Here is a 16,631-nt window from a genome sequence, read left to right as displayed (position 1 = left end):
TCTTTCTTACGGCACCCCTCTGACAGCAAGGCTCCCGGGGCGGGGTGCGACAGGCCGGGGCGACGGTCCACGCTAAGGCTCCTGCGGCCTCTCCACCAAGACGGTTATCCACAGGGGGTGTGGATGAAGGGCGACCGACTGTGGAGAACGAGCCCCAACCTGTGCACAGCCTGGGGGAAACCCCTGTGGATAACCACACGATCTACCTGGCGTCAACGAGCTGACCTGCCGTTACTCCATCCACCCCCTGTGCAGGAGAATTTCTCTGAGCCCATCAGGAAGATCGCCACAAAGGGTGTAGGGATCACTACCACGCGAGGTGGGCAGTAATAGACGAGAAGCACTATAGGCTCTTACCTGTGGATGACCAGGAGAGCACCCCCCGCCGTCACGACCGGGAGATACTGGCACTCGCGGTGCCGGCGTTCGGAGCGCTTGTCGCCGAGCCCCTCTTCCTGATGGCCGACTCGGCCATCGTGGGCCATCTGGGCACCGCTCAACTCGCCGGCCTCGGAGTCGCTGCCTCCCTGCTGGCCACCCTCACCGGGGTGTTCGTCTTCCTCGCCTACGCCACCACCGCAGCCGTCGCCCGCCGGATCGGCGCCGGCGACCGAAGGGCCGCCATCCAGCAGGGCATCGACGGCATCTGGCTGGCCCTGCTGCTCTCCGCCGTCCTGGTACTGCTGGCACTGACATCGGCCCCCCTGCTGGTCGACGCCTTCGGCGCCTCGCGCTCAGCGGCTCCCTACGCCGTCACCTATCTGCGGATCAGCGCCCTCGGCATCCCCGCGATGCTGTCGGTGCTCGCCGCGACCGGCGTACTGCGCGGCCTTCAGAACACCCGCACCCCACTGCTGGTCGCACTGGCCGGCTTCTCCGCCAATCTGCTGCTCAACCTGGGCCTGGTGTACGGAGCGGGGCTCGGCGTGGCCGGTTCGGCATGGGGCACCGTGCTGGCGCAGAGCGGGATGGCGGCCGTCTATGTCCTGGTGGTGGTCCGGGGAGCCCGACGGCACGGCGCGACACTGCGACCCGACCGGGCCGGGATCCGGGCCTGTGCCAGGGCGGGCGGTCCGCTGCTGGTACGCACCGTGAGCCTCCGTGCGATCCTGCTGATCGCCACCGCGGTGGCCGCCCGGCTGGGGGACGCGGAGGTGGCCGCACACCAGGTCGCGATGACCCTGTGGAACTTCCTGGCATTCGCACTGGATGCCATCGCCATCGCCGGGCAGGCCATCATCGGCCGCTACCTCGGAGCGGGTGATGTGGTGGGCGCCCGGGCGGCCACCCGGCGGATGGTGCAGTGGGGGATCGGCTCCGGGGTGGTGCTGGGACTGCTGCTGGTGGTGGCACGGCCGCTGTATGTCCCCCTCTTCACCCCGGATGCGGCGGTCCAGGACCGACTGGCCGCGGTGCTGCTGATCTCCGCGGTGACCCAACCGCTGTGCGGGGCGGTCTTCGTGCTCGACGGGGTGCTGATCGGCGCGGGCGACGGCCGTTATCTGGCCTGGGCCATGTTGGTCACCCTGGCGGTCTTCGCCCCCGTCGCCCTACTGGTGCCGGCGCTGGGCGGCGGTCTGGTGGCGCTCTGGTGGGCGATCGCACTCTCGATGGCCGTACGACTGGCCTCGCTGGGGTGGCGGACCCGCACCGGTGCATGGCTGGTGACCGGGGCGGTGCGAGCCTAGGGCTCGTCCGACCGGGTACGCCCCGTACGAGGTCGAACCTCCGCCTTGCGATGCGCCCTCCTTGCCCGCCTTCGGCGAGGAGGGGCCCTGCACCGGACGCCGCGCGCCTCTACGGCGCGAATGGTCGACTCCGGCACCGCAGCAAGGTGCCGTACCAGGCGTCGCGCACCAGACGGGAACGGTCGGACAGACCCTAGCGCCGCGCCGGGCCGCCCTCTCCCATCACGGCTCCGCCGGCCGGGATACGGGCGGAGCGCTCGGGCTGCTGCATGGCGTGGCCGGCCCGGAAGACGCAGAGGATCCGCCGCTCCTCGCCGATGCCCAGTCGGGCGGCCAGGAGTGGGCCGGTACGGGGGTCGTCGATCAGCGCGGCCAGCGGGTGCACCCTCACCCCGTGCTCGGTCAGCGCGTACCAGGCACGGGCCAGGGCCCTGCCGTGCTCGATCAGCCCCTGTGGCGTGGCGGCGTCAGGACCGCGACGGCCCGAGGCATCGCCCACCAGGACCAGCACGCTGCCATCGGCCCGGAGCGGTCGGTGGTGGGCGGCGGCCAGCAACCGCGGCAGGGCGAGCGTGCGGAGCAGTGGGTGGAGCGGGCTGGTGAGACATGCGGCCAGGACAGTGGCACCGGCGGGGGTGAGCTCCAGCGCGGGGCCGCTGAGGCCGTCCAGGGCATGGCGGGGATGGCGGGCCGTGGGCCGCAGCCAGCTGCGGAGTTCGGCGGCGGCTCGGCGGTCGGCGAGCAGCCGTCGGTCGGCGCGGCGGGCCAGTGCCGCGATCTCGCGGGTGTGCAGGTGGACCAAGCGGGCGAAGGGCAGGGGTGCCAGCTGGTCGCGGGCGGCCGAGAGCTCGGTGCCGGTGAGCGGGCCCGGCCGGTGCTGTCCCCGGGCGCAGCCGCGTGTCTCCACGGTGGTGAGGGTGAACGGGGTGCGGTAGCGGCTGTCGGCGGGGAGCAGCCGGGCCGCCCGGTGCTTGCCTTCGTCGAGATCGACAGCGGCCCGTACGGCGAGGCCTGCACCGGAGGCGACGATCAGGCAGGTCTCCAGGAAGGCGCCGAGGGAGAGGAAGAGATCCCGCCGGTCGGGGTCGGTGCAGGGCAGCAGCCGTTCCGGCTGCCAGTGGATGGTGATCCGGTCCCGCTCGTAGACCAGCGTCCAGGGTTGGGTGTTGTGGCGGCTGGGTGCGCGGCGGCAGTGGTCCTCGAGCGCGTGGAAGGCCTCGGTCCAGGGGATCCCGGCCTCACGGGCCCCGTCGGCGCCGGATGAGGAGGCGCCGGATGAGGAGGCGCCGGATGTCGCGGGGTCGTGCCCGGGTTCGGGGTCCGGATCAGAGTCGGGGTCCGGATCGGGCCCTGGGTCGGACGAACGTCGGCGGGCTGCCCGATGGGGGGCGGTCATCGCGACCTCCGCTGGTAGCAGTGGGGCGTTGCAGGACGGGGTGCCGGCCCGGCCTGGGTACGCATGCGCGCACCCGGTGGTTCGAGCACAGCCATCGTCACTCGCCCGCGGCAGCCCCGGGATGGGGGCGGTTACTCAGCCGGCTACTCATCCGGGTCCGCACGTTTGAGTAGCGAAGGGTGGAACCGAAAGCCCGGGCCGCCCTCCGGGAACGCCCGAGGGCCGGGACTCCCTGGGGGAGTCCCGGCCCTCGGTACCGCGTGGTGTGCCGCGTTGACCAGAGGTCAGGCAGCGACGACCGCCACGTCGAGCTTGGCCTCGACGTCGGTGTGCAGCTTGACGCTGACCCGGTGCGAGCCCACGGTCTTGATCGGCGAGGCGATCGTGACGGTGCGCTTGTCGACGGACGGGCCGCCGGCGGCCTTGACGGCCTCGACGACGTCGGCCTGGGTCACCGAGCCGAACAGGCGGCCGGAGTCGCCCGAACGGACGGCCAGCTTGACCTGAAGGCCCTCGAGCTGGCCCTTGACCTCGTTGGCGTGCTCCAGCGACTGGATGGCACGGACCTTGCGGGCGCGACGGATGGCGTCGACGTCCTTCTGGCCGCCCTTGGTCCAGCGGATGGCAAAGCCGCGCGGGACCAGGTAGTTGCGGGCGTAGCCGTCCTTGACCTCGACGATGTCGCCGGCGACACCGAGGCCGGGAACCTCATTGGTGAGGATGATCTTCATGCTTCGGTCACCCTCTCTCAGCGAGCAGTCGAGGTGTAGGGCAGCAGCGCCATCTCACGGCTGTTCTTGACAGCGGTGGCGACGTCGCGCTGGTGCTGGGTGCAGTTGCCGGTGACCCGGCGGGCACGGATCTTGCCGCGGTCGGAAATGAACTTCCGCAGCAGGTTCGTGTCCTTGTAGTCCACGTAGTTGATCTTGTCCTTGCAGAACACGCAAACCTTCTTCTTGGGCTTGCGCGCAGGCGGCTTCGCCATCATGTACTCCATCGGTGTTCACGATCCGGGCAGCCGCAGCCGCCCGGGTCGCACGAAATCTCGTCCGCTTGGCGCAGGATCTCCGAGCGGGGAGCTCCTTAGAACGGAGGCTCTTCCGAGTAGCCGCCACCGGCCGGGGCACCCCAGCCGCCACCGCCGCCGCCCTGCTGTCCGCCGCCCGCCGGGGCGCTGGACGCCCAGGGGTCGTCGGACGGGCCGCCGGAAGGCTGGCCGCCGCCGGAGTTGCCACCCCAGCCACCGCCGCCCTGCTGGCCGCCGCCCCCGAATCCGCCGCCCTGGCCGCCGGACCGGTTGGCCCGGGTGACCTTGGCGGTGGCCGAGCGCAGGCTCGGGCCGACCTCGTCGACCTCGACCTCGAAGACGGTCCGCTTCTCGCCCTCGCGGGTCTCGTACGACCGCTGACGCAGACGGCCCTGCACGATCACGCGCATGCCACGCTGCAGCGACTCGGCGACGTTCTCCGCCGGCTGACGCCAGACGTTGCACGTGAGGAAGAGGCTCTCGCCGTCCTTCCACTCGTTGGTCTGACGGTCGAAGGTGCGGGGGGTGGACGCGATGCGGAACTTCGCGACCGCCGCACCCGACGGGGTGAAGCGCAGCTCGGGGTCGTCGACGAGATTGCCGACGAGGGTGATGACGGTCTCGCCTGCCATGGTGGTGGTTGACCTCTCGGGAGGAGACGTTCCGTTCCCAGTGCTCCCGCTCGTGGAGAGGGAGTCCTGCGATGCTCACCGCATGTTTCACGTGAAACACGCGGCGTGAGACAGTCGGGGCCCCTAGGGGCTGACCGGCAGGCTCAGTGGGTGTCCGGGCGCAGCACCTTGGTCCGGAGAATCGACTCGCTCAGGTTGAGCTGGCGGTCGAGCTCCTTGACGACCGCAGGCTCAGCCTTGAGGTCGATGACCGAGTAGATGCCCTCGGACTGCTTGTTGATCTCGTACGACAGGCGACGACGGCCCCAGGTGTCGACCTTCTCCACATTGCCGCCGCCGGTGCGGACGACATTGAGGAAGTTCTCGATCAGGGGGGAGACAGCGCGCTCCTCGACCGAGGGGTCGAGGATGACCATCACCTCGTAGTGACGCATGTGGAACCCACCTCCTTTGGACTCAGCGGCCACGGTCTCTCCGTGGCAGGAGGGTTGTTGCGTCGGCGCCGGTTGCAAGGACAGAACCAACCGTAGTGGGGACCACTGACAGTCGGGCCACCCTGTGGATGCACCGGTGCAGACGTAACAGACTACCCGCACCCGAACGAGGTCTTGTAATCCGCGAGCAGATCGCTTCAATCTGGTACGCATCGGATGCGTGGCGCGGCAGCCTGTGCCACGCTGCCCGAGAGTGCGTGACCGGACGGCGCCACTGGACGGTGCGCGCCGCATTCCTCCTCGAGGAGGCAGATCCCATGGCACACGCCGTACGCCGCCCCATGGCGCTCACCCTCAACACCGACGGCCGTCCACATCCGATGGAGAACGCCCTCACCGCGCTGACCGTGGTCCTGGGTCTGCTCGCCTTCATCACCTCCTTCTTCCACAACCTGCATCTGCTGACCTCCTGGAGCGGCCTCGCCGGCATCATCACCGGCGCCTGGGGCCAGTACGTCTCGGCGACCACCGCGGAGCGGTTCCTTCTGGTGATCTTCCTTGGCGCAAGCGCGGTCGGCCTGGGCATCGGCCTGGCCCACGGCGGGCTCTTCGGCGGCCTCTGGTAGCTCCCGGCCGCCGCTCCGGGCGCCCACGCAACCGGTCGAGGCAACCGCGCGTATCCCCTCCGCCCGGCTCCACCGCTGACGGAGCGGGTGCGCGCGGACAGCCGGGCGTTAGGCTCTCGGCCCGTACAGCGGCTGCCCGAAGAGGAGCGTCCCGAGCATGAGCCTGCGCCTGAGAACGATCAGCCGTGCCGAGCACCTCGCCTTCGTCAAGGGCCTGCCCTCAGCCAGCCATATGCAGGTCCCCGCCTGGGGCGATGTGAAGTCCGAGTGGCGCTCGGAGTCCATCGGCTGGATCGACGAGCACGACCGGATCGTCGGCGCCGGTCTGGTCCTGTACCGCCAGCTGCCCAAGATCAAGCGGTATCTCGCCTATCTCCCCGAGGGCCCGCTCATCGACTGGTTCGACCCCGATCTGGAGCGCTGGCTGCAGCCGATGCTGGCGCACCTCAAGGCCCAGAGCGCCTTCTCGGTGAAGATGGGCCCGCCGGTGGTGATCCGCCGCTGGGACGCCGCGGTGATCAAGGAGGCGATGGCGGAGGGCCACGCCAAGCGGCTGCGGGATGTCCAGGCGAGCTGGTACGAGCCCCGTGCCTTCGAGGTGGCCGACCGGCTCCGCCGGGGTGGCTGGCTGCAGGGCGAGGACGGCGGTGCGGGCTTTGGCGACGTCCAGCCGCGGTACGTCTTCCAGGTGCCGCTGGCCAACCGCTCGCTGGACGACGTCCAGCGCGGCTTCAACCAGCTGTGGCGCCGCAACATCAAGCGCGCCGAGAAGTCCGGGGTGGAGGTCGTCCAGGGCGGCTACGACGACCTTCCGGTCTTCCATGACCTCTATGTGGTCACCGCGCAGCGCGACCGCTTCATCCCCAGGCCGCTGGCCTACTTCCAGCGCATGTGGCAGGCGCTCACCGCCGAGGACCCCAACCGGATGCGGCTCTACCTCGCCTACCACGGGGGCGAGGCCCTGGCGGCCACCACCATGCTCACCGTGGGGGAGCACGTCTGGTACTCCTACGGCGCCTCCGCCGACCACAAGCGGGAGGTGCGCCCCTCCAACGCCGTCCAGTGGCGGATGATGCGCGACGCCTACGCGCTGGGGGCGACCGTCTACGACCTGCGCGGCATCAGCGACACCCTGGACGAGACCGACCACCTCTTCGGCCTGATCCAGTTCAAGCTGGGGACCGGCGGCCAGGCGGCCGAGTATCTGGGGGAGTGGGACTTCCCGCTCAACAAGATGCTCCACAAGGCGCTGGACATGTATATGTCCCGCCGCTGAGCCCGGTCACCGGAGAACGGCACCGGACCCGGCCGTTGTGCGGGCCCGGGCAGCATGCCCGGGCCCGCCGCCGCGCTCAGAGCGCGGGCTTCTCCGTCCCCTGAGGGGCGAGCCAGTCCTCGGGACCGCCGCCGGCCGGCGCATAGGGCGCATAGGTGGCCTGCTCCTTGATCCAGCGTGCCTCGCCCAGGACGAAACGATCCGGCGCGCCGTCCAGCACCCCACCGGACGGGTCGTCGCTGCCGTCCCAGCGCACCGGATCCCGGTCGGGCAGCAGGATGTCCCGCACCACCAGTGCGCACAGGTAGAGGGTGCCGAAGATGTGCACCAGGATCACCAGGCGGTACCAGGGCTCGGACAGTCCGTGCTGCTTGGAGTCCGAGATGTAGGCCAGGTACATCCACACCCCGAGGAAGTACACCACCTCGCAGGACTGCCAGATCAGGAAGTCCCGCCAGCGCGGCCTGGCCAGGGCGGCCAGCGGGATCAGCCAGAGCACGTACTGCGGTGAGTACACCTTGTTGGTGAGCACGAACGCAGCCACCACCAGGAAGGCCAGCTGCGCGAAGCGCGGCCGGTGGGGGGCGGAGAGCGCCAGCCAGACGATGCCCGCGCAGCTGAGGATCATCAGCGCGGCGATGAGGATGTTGAGCCAGGGGCCTAGTGACTGCCCGCGCAGCTCCTGGATGATCAGCCAGAAGGAGCCGAAGTCCTCCTTGCGGGTGCTGCTGAACTTGTAGAAGGTCCACCAGCCGTCGGAGTTCCACAGCATCACCGGGACGTCGACCAGCAGCCAGGCCCCGACCGCGGCCGCCGCCGCCCGGCTGAAGTCCCGCATCCGCCCGGCACGCAGGCAGAGCACCAGCAGCGGTAGCAGCAGCAGCACCGGATAGAGCTTGGCGGCGGTTGCCAGACCGATCAGGACACCGGCCCCCACCGGCCGCCGGGCCGACCAGTACGCCATGGCCATCGCGGTCAGGGCGACCGCCAGCAGGTCCCAGTTGACCGTTGCATTGAGCGCCAGCGCCGGGGCGAGCGCGAAGAGCAGCGCGTCCCAGGGGCGGCGGCGGTGGGTACGCATCACCGCGATCACGGCCACCACCGCGCAGATCATCAGCATCCCGGCGTTGACCATCCAGAACCACTGCTCGCGGTCCGGGACGAGGTTGCCCGAGCGCGGGGTGAGCCAGGTGGCGATCTGCATGAAGAGCCCGGTGAGCACCGGGTACTCCAGATACTGCATGTTGGGGTCACGGGTGCCGTCGGCACCTGCCGGGATCATGTCCTTGTGGAGCAGCCCCTGGGCGAAGCCGCGGCCGGAGAACAGGTGCGGGATGTCGCTGTAGCAGGCATGGGTGTACTGCGTGGTGGCGCCGAAGAACCAGCCGCTGGAGTAGCAGGGGCTCTTCTGCACCATGCCCAGCGCGAAGACCGCGATGACGATGAGCGCCAGCACCCGGCCCGGGGTCCACCAGGAGACGCCGAGCAGGGCACGGCGACCCGGAGGGCCGCCCAGCAGTTCGCTGCCGGCTGCGGCGACCGGGTCCTCGTCGGCGGGGACGACCACGGTGTCGGCGGGGGGCAGGACGGTCTCTGTCCCCGCGGATTCCTCATGAGCGCTCGACGTCATGGGCGCCATACTGCCGCACAATCCTGTGACCGCGCCCGGAGGGACCGCCAGAGGCCGGCACCGCCCAGCTGGGGACGGCAGAAGGGGTGCCGCAACCGGTGAACCGGCTGCGGCACCCCTTGGGGTCCAGGAGGTCAGTTGGACGCCGCCTGGGTGGTTCCGGTGCCGCCTCCCAGCAGGCCGCCGTTGTTGTTGCCGCCCGGACGGCCGCCGGGGCTGCTGGTGCTGGGGCTGGCGCCTGCGGTGTCGGACGGGGTGGGGCTGCTGCCGCCGTTGCCGCCGCCGTTGTTGCCGCCGCCCAGCAGACCGCCGCCGTTCCAGCCGCCGTTGGCATTGCCGGGGCTCGACGTCGCCGGGTCCGGGCTGCCGGTGGCGCTGGGCAGGACGTTCGACGGGGTGACGGTCGGCGATGCCGACGGGGGCGCGGAGGAGGCGCTGGCGCTCGGCGACGGCTTGACGGTGCTGGGCGCACCGGACTCGTCGACCTGGAGAGCACCCAGGTCACCCGGCACCGGCAGCGGCTGCTCCGTCACACCGTTGAGCACGGCCGACATGTACTTGGTCCAGATCTCGGTGGGATAGGAACCACCGTGCACCGAGTCCTTGGGGTTGCCGGTACCGAGACCGTTCATCGACTCCAGGCCCGCCTTGCCCGGCTTCTCACGCCACATGGCGATCGCCGTGGACAGCTGCGGGGTGTAGCCGACGAACCAGGCCGACAGGTTGTCGTCGGTGGTACCGGTCTTGCCGGCGGAGGGGCGGCCGAGAGCCTTGGCCGCGTTACCGGTGCCGCCGTCCTTCCAGATGACGTCCTTGAGCACATCGGTCACGGTGTCGGCGACCGCAGCGTCCATCACCCGCTTGGGTTCGGGCGCCTCGAAGTGCGGGAGCTTGACGCCCTCGCGGGTCACGCTGATCACCGAGTACGGGTCGACCTCCTCCCCGCTGGCGGCGAAGGTGGCGTACGCATTGGCCATCCGGATGGCGCTCGGGGTGGAGGTACCGATGGAGAACGAGGCGTTCCGGTAGGCCAGGGTGCTCTTCAGCAGGCCCACCTTCTGGGCCATGTCGGCGACCTTGTCCAGGCCGACGTCCTCGCCGAGCTGCACAAAGGGGCTGTTGACCGAGTAGAGCATCGCCTTGCGCAGCGGGATGTAGCCCCAGGCGAAGGTGCTCTCGTTCTTCTGCCGGAAGTAGCTGCCGTCCTTGTCCGTCACATAGGTGCCGTCCGTGTTGCGGATCTTGATCAGGTCGTTGCCGTTGTACCGGCTCTCCGGGGTGATCCGGGTCGGCTGGCCCTGGTCGTCCAGCTTGGTCTGCACGCCGTCCTGCATGGCGGCGGCGAGGACGATCGGCTTGAAGGTCGATCCCACCGGGACACCGGTGGAGTTGGCGTTGTTGGTGAAGTGCTTGAGGTAGTCCGGACCGCCGTAGATGGCCACCAGCTTCCCTGTGCCGGGCTCCACCGTGGCACCGCCGACCTGGACGTCGCTGTCGTACAGGGGGCGCTTCTTGGCGTCGAAGTTGGCGCTGGAGACCTGCTTCACCGTGGCGGCCAGCGCGTCGACCTTCTTCTTGTCGAAGGTGGTCTTGATCGTGTAGCCGCCTCGGTCGAGGTCCTGCTCCCGCACGCCGCCGTGGTCGATCACATACTGCTTGGCGATCGCCACCAGATAGCCCCTCTGACCGCCGAGGTTGGCGGACTGGACCTGCTTGACCGGCTCGGGGAAGGTCTTGCACTTCGCGCGGTCGGCCTGGCTCAGGTGGTTGAACCGGACCATGTTGTCCAGGATGTCGCCCCAGCGCTGCACGGCACGCGCGTGGTTGTCCGCGTTGAGGGTCGGGTCGTAGTAGCCCGCGCCCTTGAGCAGTCCGGCCAGCATGGCCGCATGGCAGGCGTCGAGGTTCTTGGCGTCCGTGTTGTAGTACGCCTTGGCCGCCGCCTGGATGCCGTAGCTGCCCCGGCCGAACCAGCTGGTGTTGAGGTAGCCGTCGAGGATCTCGTCCTTGCTGAGGGTCTTGTCCACCTTCAGCGTGACGAAGAGCTCCTTGACCTTGCGGGAGAGCGTCTGGTCCTGGCTGAGGAAGGCGTTCTTGACGTACTGCTGGGTGATGGTGGAGCCACCCTGTGTCTCACCGCCCTTGGCCATGTTGAGGACGGCGCGAGCAATGCCCTTGGGGTCGATGCCGTGGTCGGTCTCGAAGGTGGCGTTCTCCGCCGAGATCGCCGCGAACTGCATCTCCTTGCTGATGTGGTCCAGAGGCACGATCTGCCGGTTGGTCTCACCGGTGGTGGTCATCGTGCTGCCGTCGGACCACTGGTAGATGTTGTTCTGCTGCTTCACCGCGTCATTGAGGCTGGGCACCCCGGTGTGGGCGTACGCATAGCCCACCGCGCCCACCGAGCCACCGAAGAAGATCAGGAAGGTGGTGAGCACCTGGCGCCAGGAGGGCAGCCAGCGGCGGACACCGCTCTTGCCCCAGCGGGGGTAGTCGATGAAGCGCTTCTTGGGCGGCATCCGGTTGGCGCGGCCGACGGGGCCCGTGGGCGCGCCGGGGCCGCGCTTGGCGGCCTTGCGCATCTCGGCACGCGTCATCCGGGGCTGCTGAGCCGTCGGCGGCGGACCGCCGGGCCGGCCGGTGGTGCGACGAGGGGCCCCCGGTGCACCGGGGGCGCCTGCCGCTCCGGGGCGGGGCACCCGGGGCTGCCCGCCGACCGGGTGCCCGGCCTGCGGGTTGCCGGGGTACGGGGGGCGGCCGTTGCCGGCAGGCTGTGCGCCTCGCCGTCCAGGGGCGTTGCCGCCACCCTGCGGCGGCTTGCGCCGGTGTTCGCTCATGCTCCAGCTACTCCTCGGCCAGGCGCTCGGGCCTGAAGGCGGTAGTCCACTCCCCGCAGGCGGTCAAGGCACCCGCAGGATTCCCCCGAATCACCTGCCGTCCGGGGCCTCTGGGGCCCGGCACGGCGGAATGCACCGGGAACAACGACGTCCCGGATCCCTGATCGGTTCCCGACTCCCCTGTGCACAGGCCACAGCGTACGCAGGCCGTGCAGCCCATAAATCGGGCATTAACTGACAAGCAGGGCAAAGCGAACGCAGATCATTACTTGCCCGTTGCCCTAACGGGGGTGACAGCGCCCCTCACGCACCTTGTGATCACTTTCACCCGACCCCCCCTTGCCCCGGAGGAACCCTCCGTCCTATGGTCTTCGATATATCGAGTCGATACATCGCAGCGGCATATCGCTTCGATGCATCGCTCCCGACACGGGTCCCGGAAGGAGGCGAGGCGGACATGAGCAGGCGCTCCGGCATCCTTGAATTCGCCGTCCTCGGCCTGCTGCACGACGCACCCATGCACGGCTACGAGCTCCGCAAGCGGCTCAACGTCCTGCTGGGGTCCTTCCGTGCCTTCTCGTACGGGACGCTCTATCCCTGCCTGAAGAACCTGGTCACCCAGGGCTTCCTGGTGGAGGACAACCCGGACGAGCAGTACGTGCCCGCCACCGCGCTCAACGGCAAGCGGTCAAAGATCGTCTACCGGCTGACCCCGGACGGGAAGCAGCGTTTCGAGGAGCTGCTCTCCGACTCGGGACCCGACGCATGGGAGGACGAGCACTTCGGCGTCCACTTTGCGTTCTTCAGCCGCACCGACAAGGCCGTCCGGATGCGCGTCCTGGAGGGACGCCGCAGCCGGCTGGAGGAGCGCCTGGAGCGGATGCGCACCTCGCTCGCCCGCACTCGCGAGCGGCTGGACGACTACACCCTCGAACTGCAGCGGCACGGCCTGGAATCCGTGGAGCGGGAGGTCCGGTGGCTCAATGAGCTCATCGAGACCGAGCGCGCCAACCGGTCGGGCCGCGGCAGCCCGGAATCGCCGCCGGACCGGCCGGAGCGCTGACACCGCGGCATCCGCCGCCACTGGCCGGCACAGCAGCGGCAGGGGGGACTGCCGGCGACTGCAAATCAATCACGTCGAGGTCCTCCACAGGACGGACCTCTTGAGAACAGGGAGCAACCGGAATGGGTTCGGTTCGCGTAGCCATCGTGGGCGTGGGCAACTGCGCCGCGTCGCTGGTGCAGGGCGTCGAGTACTACAAGGACGCCGACCCGGCCGGCAAGGTCCCCGGCCTGATGCACGTCCAGTTCGGCGACTACCACGTCCGCGACGTCGAGTTCGTCGCCGCCTTCGACGTGGACGCCAAGAAGGTCGGTCTCGACCTGGCCGACGCCATCGGCGCCAGCGAGAACAACACCATCAAGATCTGCGACGTCCCGTCGACCGGTGTCACCGTGCAGCGCGGCCACACCCTGGACGGCCTCGGCAAGTACTACCGCGAGACCATCGAGGAGTCCGGCGAGGAGCCGGCCGACGTCGTCCAGATCCTCAAGGACCGCCAGGTCGACGTGCTGGTCTGCTATCTGCCCGTCGGCTCCGAGAACGCGGCGAAGTTCTACGCCCAGTGCGCCATCGACGCCAAGGTCGCCTTCGTCAACGCTCTCCCGGTCTTCATCGCCGGCACCAAGGAGTGGGCGGACAAGTTCACCGAGGCCGGTGTCCCGATCGTCGGCGACGACATCAAGTCGCAGGTGGGCGCCACCATCACGCACCGCGTGATGGCGAAGCTCTTCGAGGACCGCGGTGTGGTCCTGGAGCGCACCATGCAGCTGAACGTCGGCGGCAACATGGACTTCAAGAACATGCTGGAGCGCGACCGGCTGGAGTCCAAGAAGATCTCCAAGACCCAGGCCGTCACCTCCCAGATCAAGGACCGGGACCTGGGCGCCAAGAACGTCCACATCGGCCCGTCCGACTACGTCGCCTGGCTGGACGACCGCAAGTGGGCCTACGTCCGCCTCGAGGGCCGTGCCTTCGGCGACGTCCCGCTGAACCTGGAGTACAAGCTCGAGGTCTGGGACTCCCCCAACTCCGCCGGTGTGATCATCGACGCGGTGCGTGCCGCGAAGATCGCCAAGGACCGCGGTATCGGCGGCCCGATTCTCTCCGCTTCCTCGTACTTCATGAAGTCGCCGCCGGTGCAGTACTTCGACGACGAGGCCCGCGACAACGTGGAGAAGTTCATCCGCGGAGACGTCGAGCGCTGAGTCCTGCGACGCGGTCGGCGACACACCGACCGCTGAGCGCCGAGCGCCACCCGACGAGGGCCCTTCCACCCGTGCAGTCCACGGTGGGAGGGCCCTCGTCCGTTCCCCGGCCGGACCGGGGCGTGCGACCCTTGACTGGTGGCGATCACCGACGGGCCCGCCTCCGCGCCCACCCCGCAGCAGGCAGAGGGACCCGGCGACCGGCCGGGCTCCTCGCACCGTTCGCAGCTGGCCGCCCTCGTCCGGTTGCGGGACTTCCGCCGGCTGCTGGCGGTACGACTGCTCTCCCAGCTGTCGGACGGCGTCTTCCAGGTGTCGCTCGCCTCCTATGTGATCTTCTCCCCGGAGCGTGAGGCCACCCCCGCCGACATCGCCTCGGTCCTGGCGGTGATGCTGCTGCCGTTCTCCCTGGTCGGGCCGTTCACCGGGGTGCTGCTGGACCGCTGGCGCCGCCGCCAGGTGCTCTTTCTGGGCAATCTGGCGCGTTTTGTACTGGGCCTGGTCACCGCAGCCCTGGTCCTGGGCGGGGTACCTGACTGGCTCTTCTTCGCCGCGGCACTGCTGATGACCGCCCTCAACCGGTTCATCCTGGCCGGTCTCTCCGCCGCGCTGCCCCGAGTGGTGGGCGGCGAGCACCTGGTCATCGCGAACTCCGTCTCCCCCACCCTGGGCACGGTCGCCGCCACCGCGGGCGGCGGTGCGGCCTTCCTGGTCGACCTGGTGCTGCCGCACGGCCTGCCCGCGGACACCGCCCTGGTGGTACTGGCCGCCCTGCTCTACCTGAGCGCCTCGCTGGCCGCCCGGCGGATGGCCCCCGACCTGCTGGGGCCCGACCAGCCGGGACACGGGGCGCCGGGGAGCGGACCGCGCCCGGACCGTTCCCCGCTGCGCACGGCCGTCATGGACACGGTCCGCGGCCTCGCGGACGGTGTGCGGCATCTGCTGCGCGACTGCCGACCCGCAGCCCATGCGCTGGCCGCGGTGACGGTGACCCGGTTCTGTTACGGCGTACTCATCGTCATGGTGCTGATGCTGAGCCGCTACACCTTCAACTCCGCCTCCGACGAGGCGGCCGGTATGGGCACCCTGGGCATCGCCGTGGCACTCTCCGGCGCGGGGTTCTTCCTCGCCGCGGTGATCAGCCCGTGGGCGACCCGGCGGTTGGGTGTGGCCGGCTGGATGACGACCTGCCTGGTGGCCGCCGCCGTCTTCGTCCCGGGGCTCGGCCTCTTCTTTTCTGCGGTACCCACCATGGGGGCGGCGCTGCTGCTCGGGGTGATCACCCAGGGCGCCAAGATCTGCACCGACACCATCGTGCAGAGCTCCGTGGAGGACGACTACCGCGGCCGTGTCTTCGCCGTCTACGACGTGCTCTTCAATGTGGCGTTCGTGGCCGCCGCCGCACTCACCGCGCTGGTGCTGCCGCTCTCCGGGCGCTCCGTTCCGGTGCTGGTCGCAGTCGGAGTGCTGTACGCGGTCACGGCGGCCGTCCATGCCCACGCCGTACGGCGCACCCCGCCTCCCCAACCGCATGGTGAGCGCACGGCCGCACAGTGACCGGAGGGTCGCCGCGGTGCTGGACCTGATGGTCCGCCGGCTGCCGAGGGTTGTCCCCGGGCGCCCCGCCGCAGCCTGATCCCTGCTCCCAGCCGGGCGGCCGGCCGCCGGCGCCGTACGGGCCACTGCAGCCCGGCGGGTACCCTCCGCCCCGGTGCCCCCGGCACCGCGCGGTGTTCACCGGCAGCAGCGGGTCCGGCAAGCACCGACCCGCACTGACGCCCCCTGCCCAGGCCTCAACAAGCTTTCCCCGACGGACCGTTGAGTGGATGTCGAGCATCACGATTCGGCCACCAGAAGCCGTCCGCGCCGCAATTCCCGTACATCTGTCGGTGCACGCTCATATCGTTCGGGGCTGCAACCCGTCCCGAACGCCGAGGAATCCCTATGAGCACGCCTCCCCCGCCGTACCCGCAGAGTCCGGTGCCGGCCGGCCAGAACCCCTATGCCGCTTCGGTCCCGCCGCAGGCTCCCACCCCCGGCTACGGCTTCCCCCCTCCGCAGAATGCGGGGCCGATGCCCGGCTACGGCTTCCCGCCCCCGCAGGGCGCGGGGCCGATGCCCGGCACAGGCTTCCCGCCTCCCATGCCGCAGGGCTATGGACCCAGCTGCCGCTTCTGCGGCTCGGTGCCCGCGGTCGAGGCCACCATCCGTGGCCACCAGGGATTCCTGGTGATCATGAAGTTCCTCAAGCTCCAGGGGCCGTTCTGCCGGACCTGCGGCATCGCGGCACACCGGGACATGACCAGCAAGAGCCTCTGGCAGGGCTGGTGGGGGTTCGCCTCCTCCATCATCAACCCGATCACCATGCTGATCAACATCCCGCAGCGATCCAAGATCAACAAGTTGCCGCCGCCGATGCCCGGCGCCCCCGGCACCCCGATGAACCCCGGCAAGCCGATCTTCGCCCGCCCCGGTTCCTGGGGTCTGCTGCTGCCGGTGCTGGTCCTGGTCGTGGCGGTGATCGCGGGGGTCACCGGCGCGGCGCACGACCCGGAGTATGCATCCGTCGGTGACTGCATCCACAACAGCGGCACCAGCAGCAACCCCGATGTGAAGGTCGTCGACTGCGGCTCCGCCGACGCCGACTACAAGATCGTGGACCGGCTCAGCGGCACCTCCGACGTCGAGAAGTGCGGCAACGGCGCCACACTCGGCTACTACCAGGAGCAGGGCACCTCCAAGTTCATGCTCTGCCTGGTGCCCACCCACAACTAGGACCCCTGCGCTGCGGCCCCGCCTCCGGGCGGGGCCGCAGCA

Annotated in this window: 14 protein-coding genes; 7 read left to right on the top strand and 7 right to left on the bottom strand. The window is 69.7% G+C overall.

The annotated features are described in order from the left end of the window. Window positions 1–359: 359 nt before the first annotated feature. Window positions 360–1,688 carry an MATE family efflux transporter gene (locus AB0761_RS19680; RefSeq protein ID WP_377270389.1) on the top strand — a complete coding sequence of 443 codons (1,329 nt, stop codon included), beginning with the start codon at window positions 360–362 and terminating at the stop codon, window positions 1,686–1,688. Between the two features lie 193 nt (window positions 1,689–1,881). On the opposite strand, the gene AB0761_RS19675 is transcribed toward AB0761_RS19680, so the two are convergent. The 5 genes from AB0761_RS19675 to rpsF all read right to left on the bottom strand — a co-directional run bounded on the left by AB0761_RS19675 (window position 1,882) and on the right by rpsF (window position 5,177). After that, a complete protein-coding gene (locus AB0761_RS19675; RefSeq protein ID WP_377270388.1) occupies window positions 1,882–3,084 on the bottom strand; it encodes a hypothetical protein in 1,203 nt (400 codons plus the stop codon). A 284-nt stretch (window positions 3,085–3,368) separates the two neighbouring features. Continuing rightward, the gene (gene rplI / locus AB0761_RS19670; RefSeq protein WP_377270387.1) at window positions 3,369–3,815 is read right to left on the bottom strand and encodes a 50S ribosomal protein L9; all 447 of its coding nucleotides are present in this window, start codon (window positions 3,813–3,815) and stop codon (window positions 3,369–3,371) included. A 17-nt stretch (window positions 3,816–3,832) separates the two neighbouring features. Beyond that, a complete protein-coding gene (rpsR, locus tag AB0761_RS19665) occupies window positions 3,833–4,069 on the bottom strand; it encodes a 30S ribosomal protein S18 (RefSeq protein ID WP_055590023.1) in 237 nt (78 codons plus the stop codon). A 98-nt stretch (window positions 4,070–4,167) separates the two neighbouring features. After that, a complete protein-coding gene (locus AB0761_RS19660; protein WP_377270386.1) occupies window positions 4,168–4,743 on the bottom strand; it encodes a single-stranded DNA-binding protein in 576 nt (191 codons plus the stop codon). A gap of 143 nt (window positions 4,744–4,886) precedes the next feature. Then, window positions 4,887–5,177 carry a 30S ribosomal protein S6 gene (gene rpsF / locus AB0761_RS19655; protein ID WP_377270384.1) on the bottom strand — a complete coding sequence of 97 codons (291 nt, stop codon included), beginning with the start codon at window positions 5,175–5,177 and terminating at the stop codon, window positions 4,887–4,889. Window positions 5,178–5,494: 317 nt separating this feature from the next. On the opposite strand from rpsF, the gene AB0761_RS19650 reads away from it, so the two are divergent. Together AB0761_RS19650 and AB0761_RS19645 are read left to right on the top strand one after the other, a co-directional pair. Then, the gene (locus AB0761_RS19650; RefSeq protein WP_377270383.1) at window positions 5,495–5,803 is read left to right on the top strand and encodes a hypothetical protein; all 309 of its coding nucleotides are present in this window, start codon (window positions 5,495–5,497) and stop codon (window positions 5,801–5,803) included. Window positions 5,804–5,960: 157 nt separating this feature from the next. Beyond that, window positions 5,961–7,079, top strand: a complete 1,119-nt coding sequence (locus AB0761_RS19645; protein WP_377270382.1) for a lipid II:glycine glycyltransferase FemX — start codon at window positions 5,961–5,963, stop codon at window positions 7,077–7,079. Window positions 7,080–7,155: 76 nt separating this feature from the next. Here AB0761_RS19645 and AB0761_RS19640 read toward each other — a convergent pair whose 3' ends face one another. Both AB0761_RS19640 and AB0761_RS19635 read right to left on the bottom strand, forming a co-directional pair. After that, window positions 7,156–8,709 carry a glycosyltransferase family 87 protein gene (locus tag AB0761_RS19640; protein WP_377270381.1) on the bottom strand — a complete coding sequence of 518 codons (1,554 nt, stop codon included), beginning with the start codon at window positions 8,707–8,709 and terminating at the stop codon, window positions 7,156–7,158. A gap of 134 nt (window positions 8,710–8,843) precedes the next feature. Then, window positions 8,844–11,306 carry a transglycosylase domain-containing protein gene (locus tag AB0761_RS19635; protein WP_377270380.1) on the bottom strand — a complete coding sequence of 821 codons (2,463 nt, stop codon included), beginning with the start codon at window positions 11,304–11,306 and terminating at the stop codon, window positions 8,844–8,846. A 697-nt stretch (window positions 11,307–12,003) separates the two neighbouring features. Between AB0761_RS19635 and AB0761_RS19630 the strand changes: the two genes are divergently transcribed. The 4 genes from AB0761_RS19630 (at window position 12,004) to AB0761_RS19615 (ending at window position 16,589) form a co-directional block, all read left to right on the top strand. Further along, a complete protein-coding gene (locus AB0761_RS19630) occupies window positions 12,004–12,609 on the top strand; it encodes a helix-turn-helix transcriptional regulator (protein ID WP_377270379.1) in 606 nt (201 codons plus the stop codon). Window positions 12,610–12,731: 122 nt separating this feature from the next. Then, window positions 12,732–13,814 (top strand): inositol-3-phosphate synthase, encoded by a 1,083-nt coding sequence (locus AB0761_RS19625; RefSeq protein WP_377270378.1) that lies wholly within the window; start codon window positions 12,732–12,734, stop codon window positions 13,812–13,814. 228 nt (window positions 13,815–14,042) lie between these two features. After that, complete coding sequence (locus tag AB0761_RS19620; RefSeq protein ID WP_377274217.1) at window positions 14,043–15,371, top strand: MFS transporter; 1,329 nt, start codon at window positions 14,043–14,045, stop codon at window positions 15,369–15,371. Between the two features lie 387 nt (window positions 15,372–15,758). After that, window positions 15,759–16,589, top strand: coding sequence for a hypothetical protein (locus tag AB0761_RS19615; protein ID WP_377270377.1), 831 nt, complete (start codon window positions 15,759–15,761; stop codon window positions 16,587–16,589). The last annotated feature ends 42 nt before the right edge of the window (window positions 16,590–16,631 follow it).

Origin of the sequence: Peterkaempfera podocarpi (genome assembly GCF_042466665.1) — a bacterium.
GTDB lineage: Bacteria > Actinomycetota > Actinomycetes > Streptomycetales > Streptomycetaceae > Peterkaempfera > Peterkaempfera podocarpi.
The sequence above is the reverse complement of the archived record's forward strand: the minus strand, read 5'-3'. Positions and strand labels throughout refer to the sequence as shown.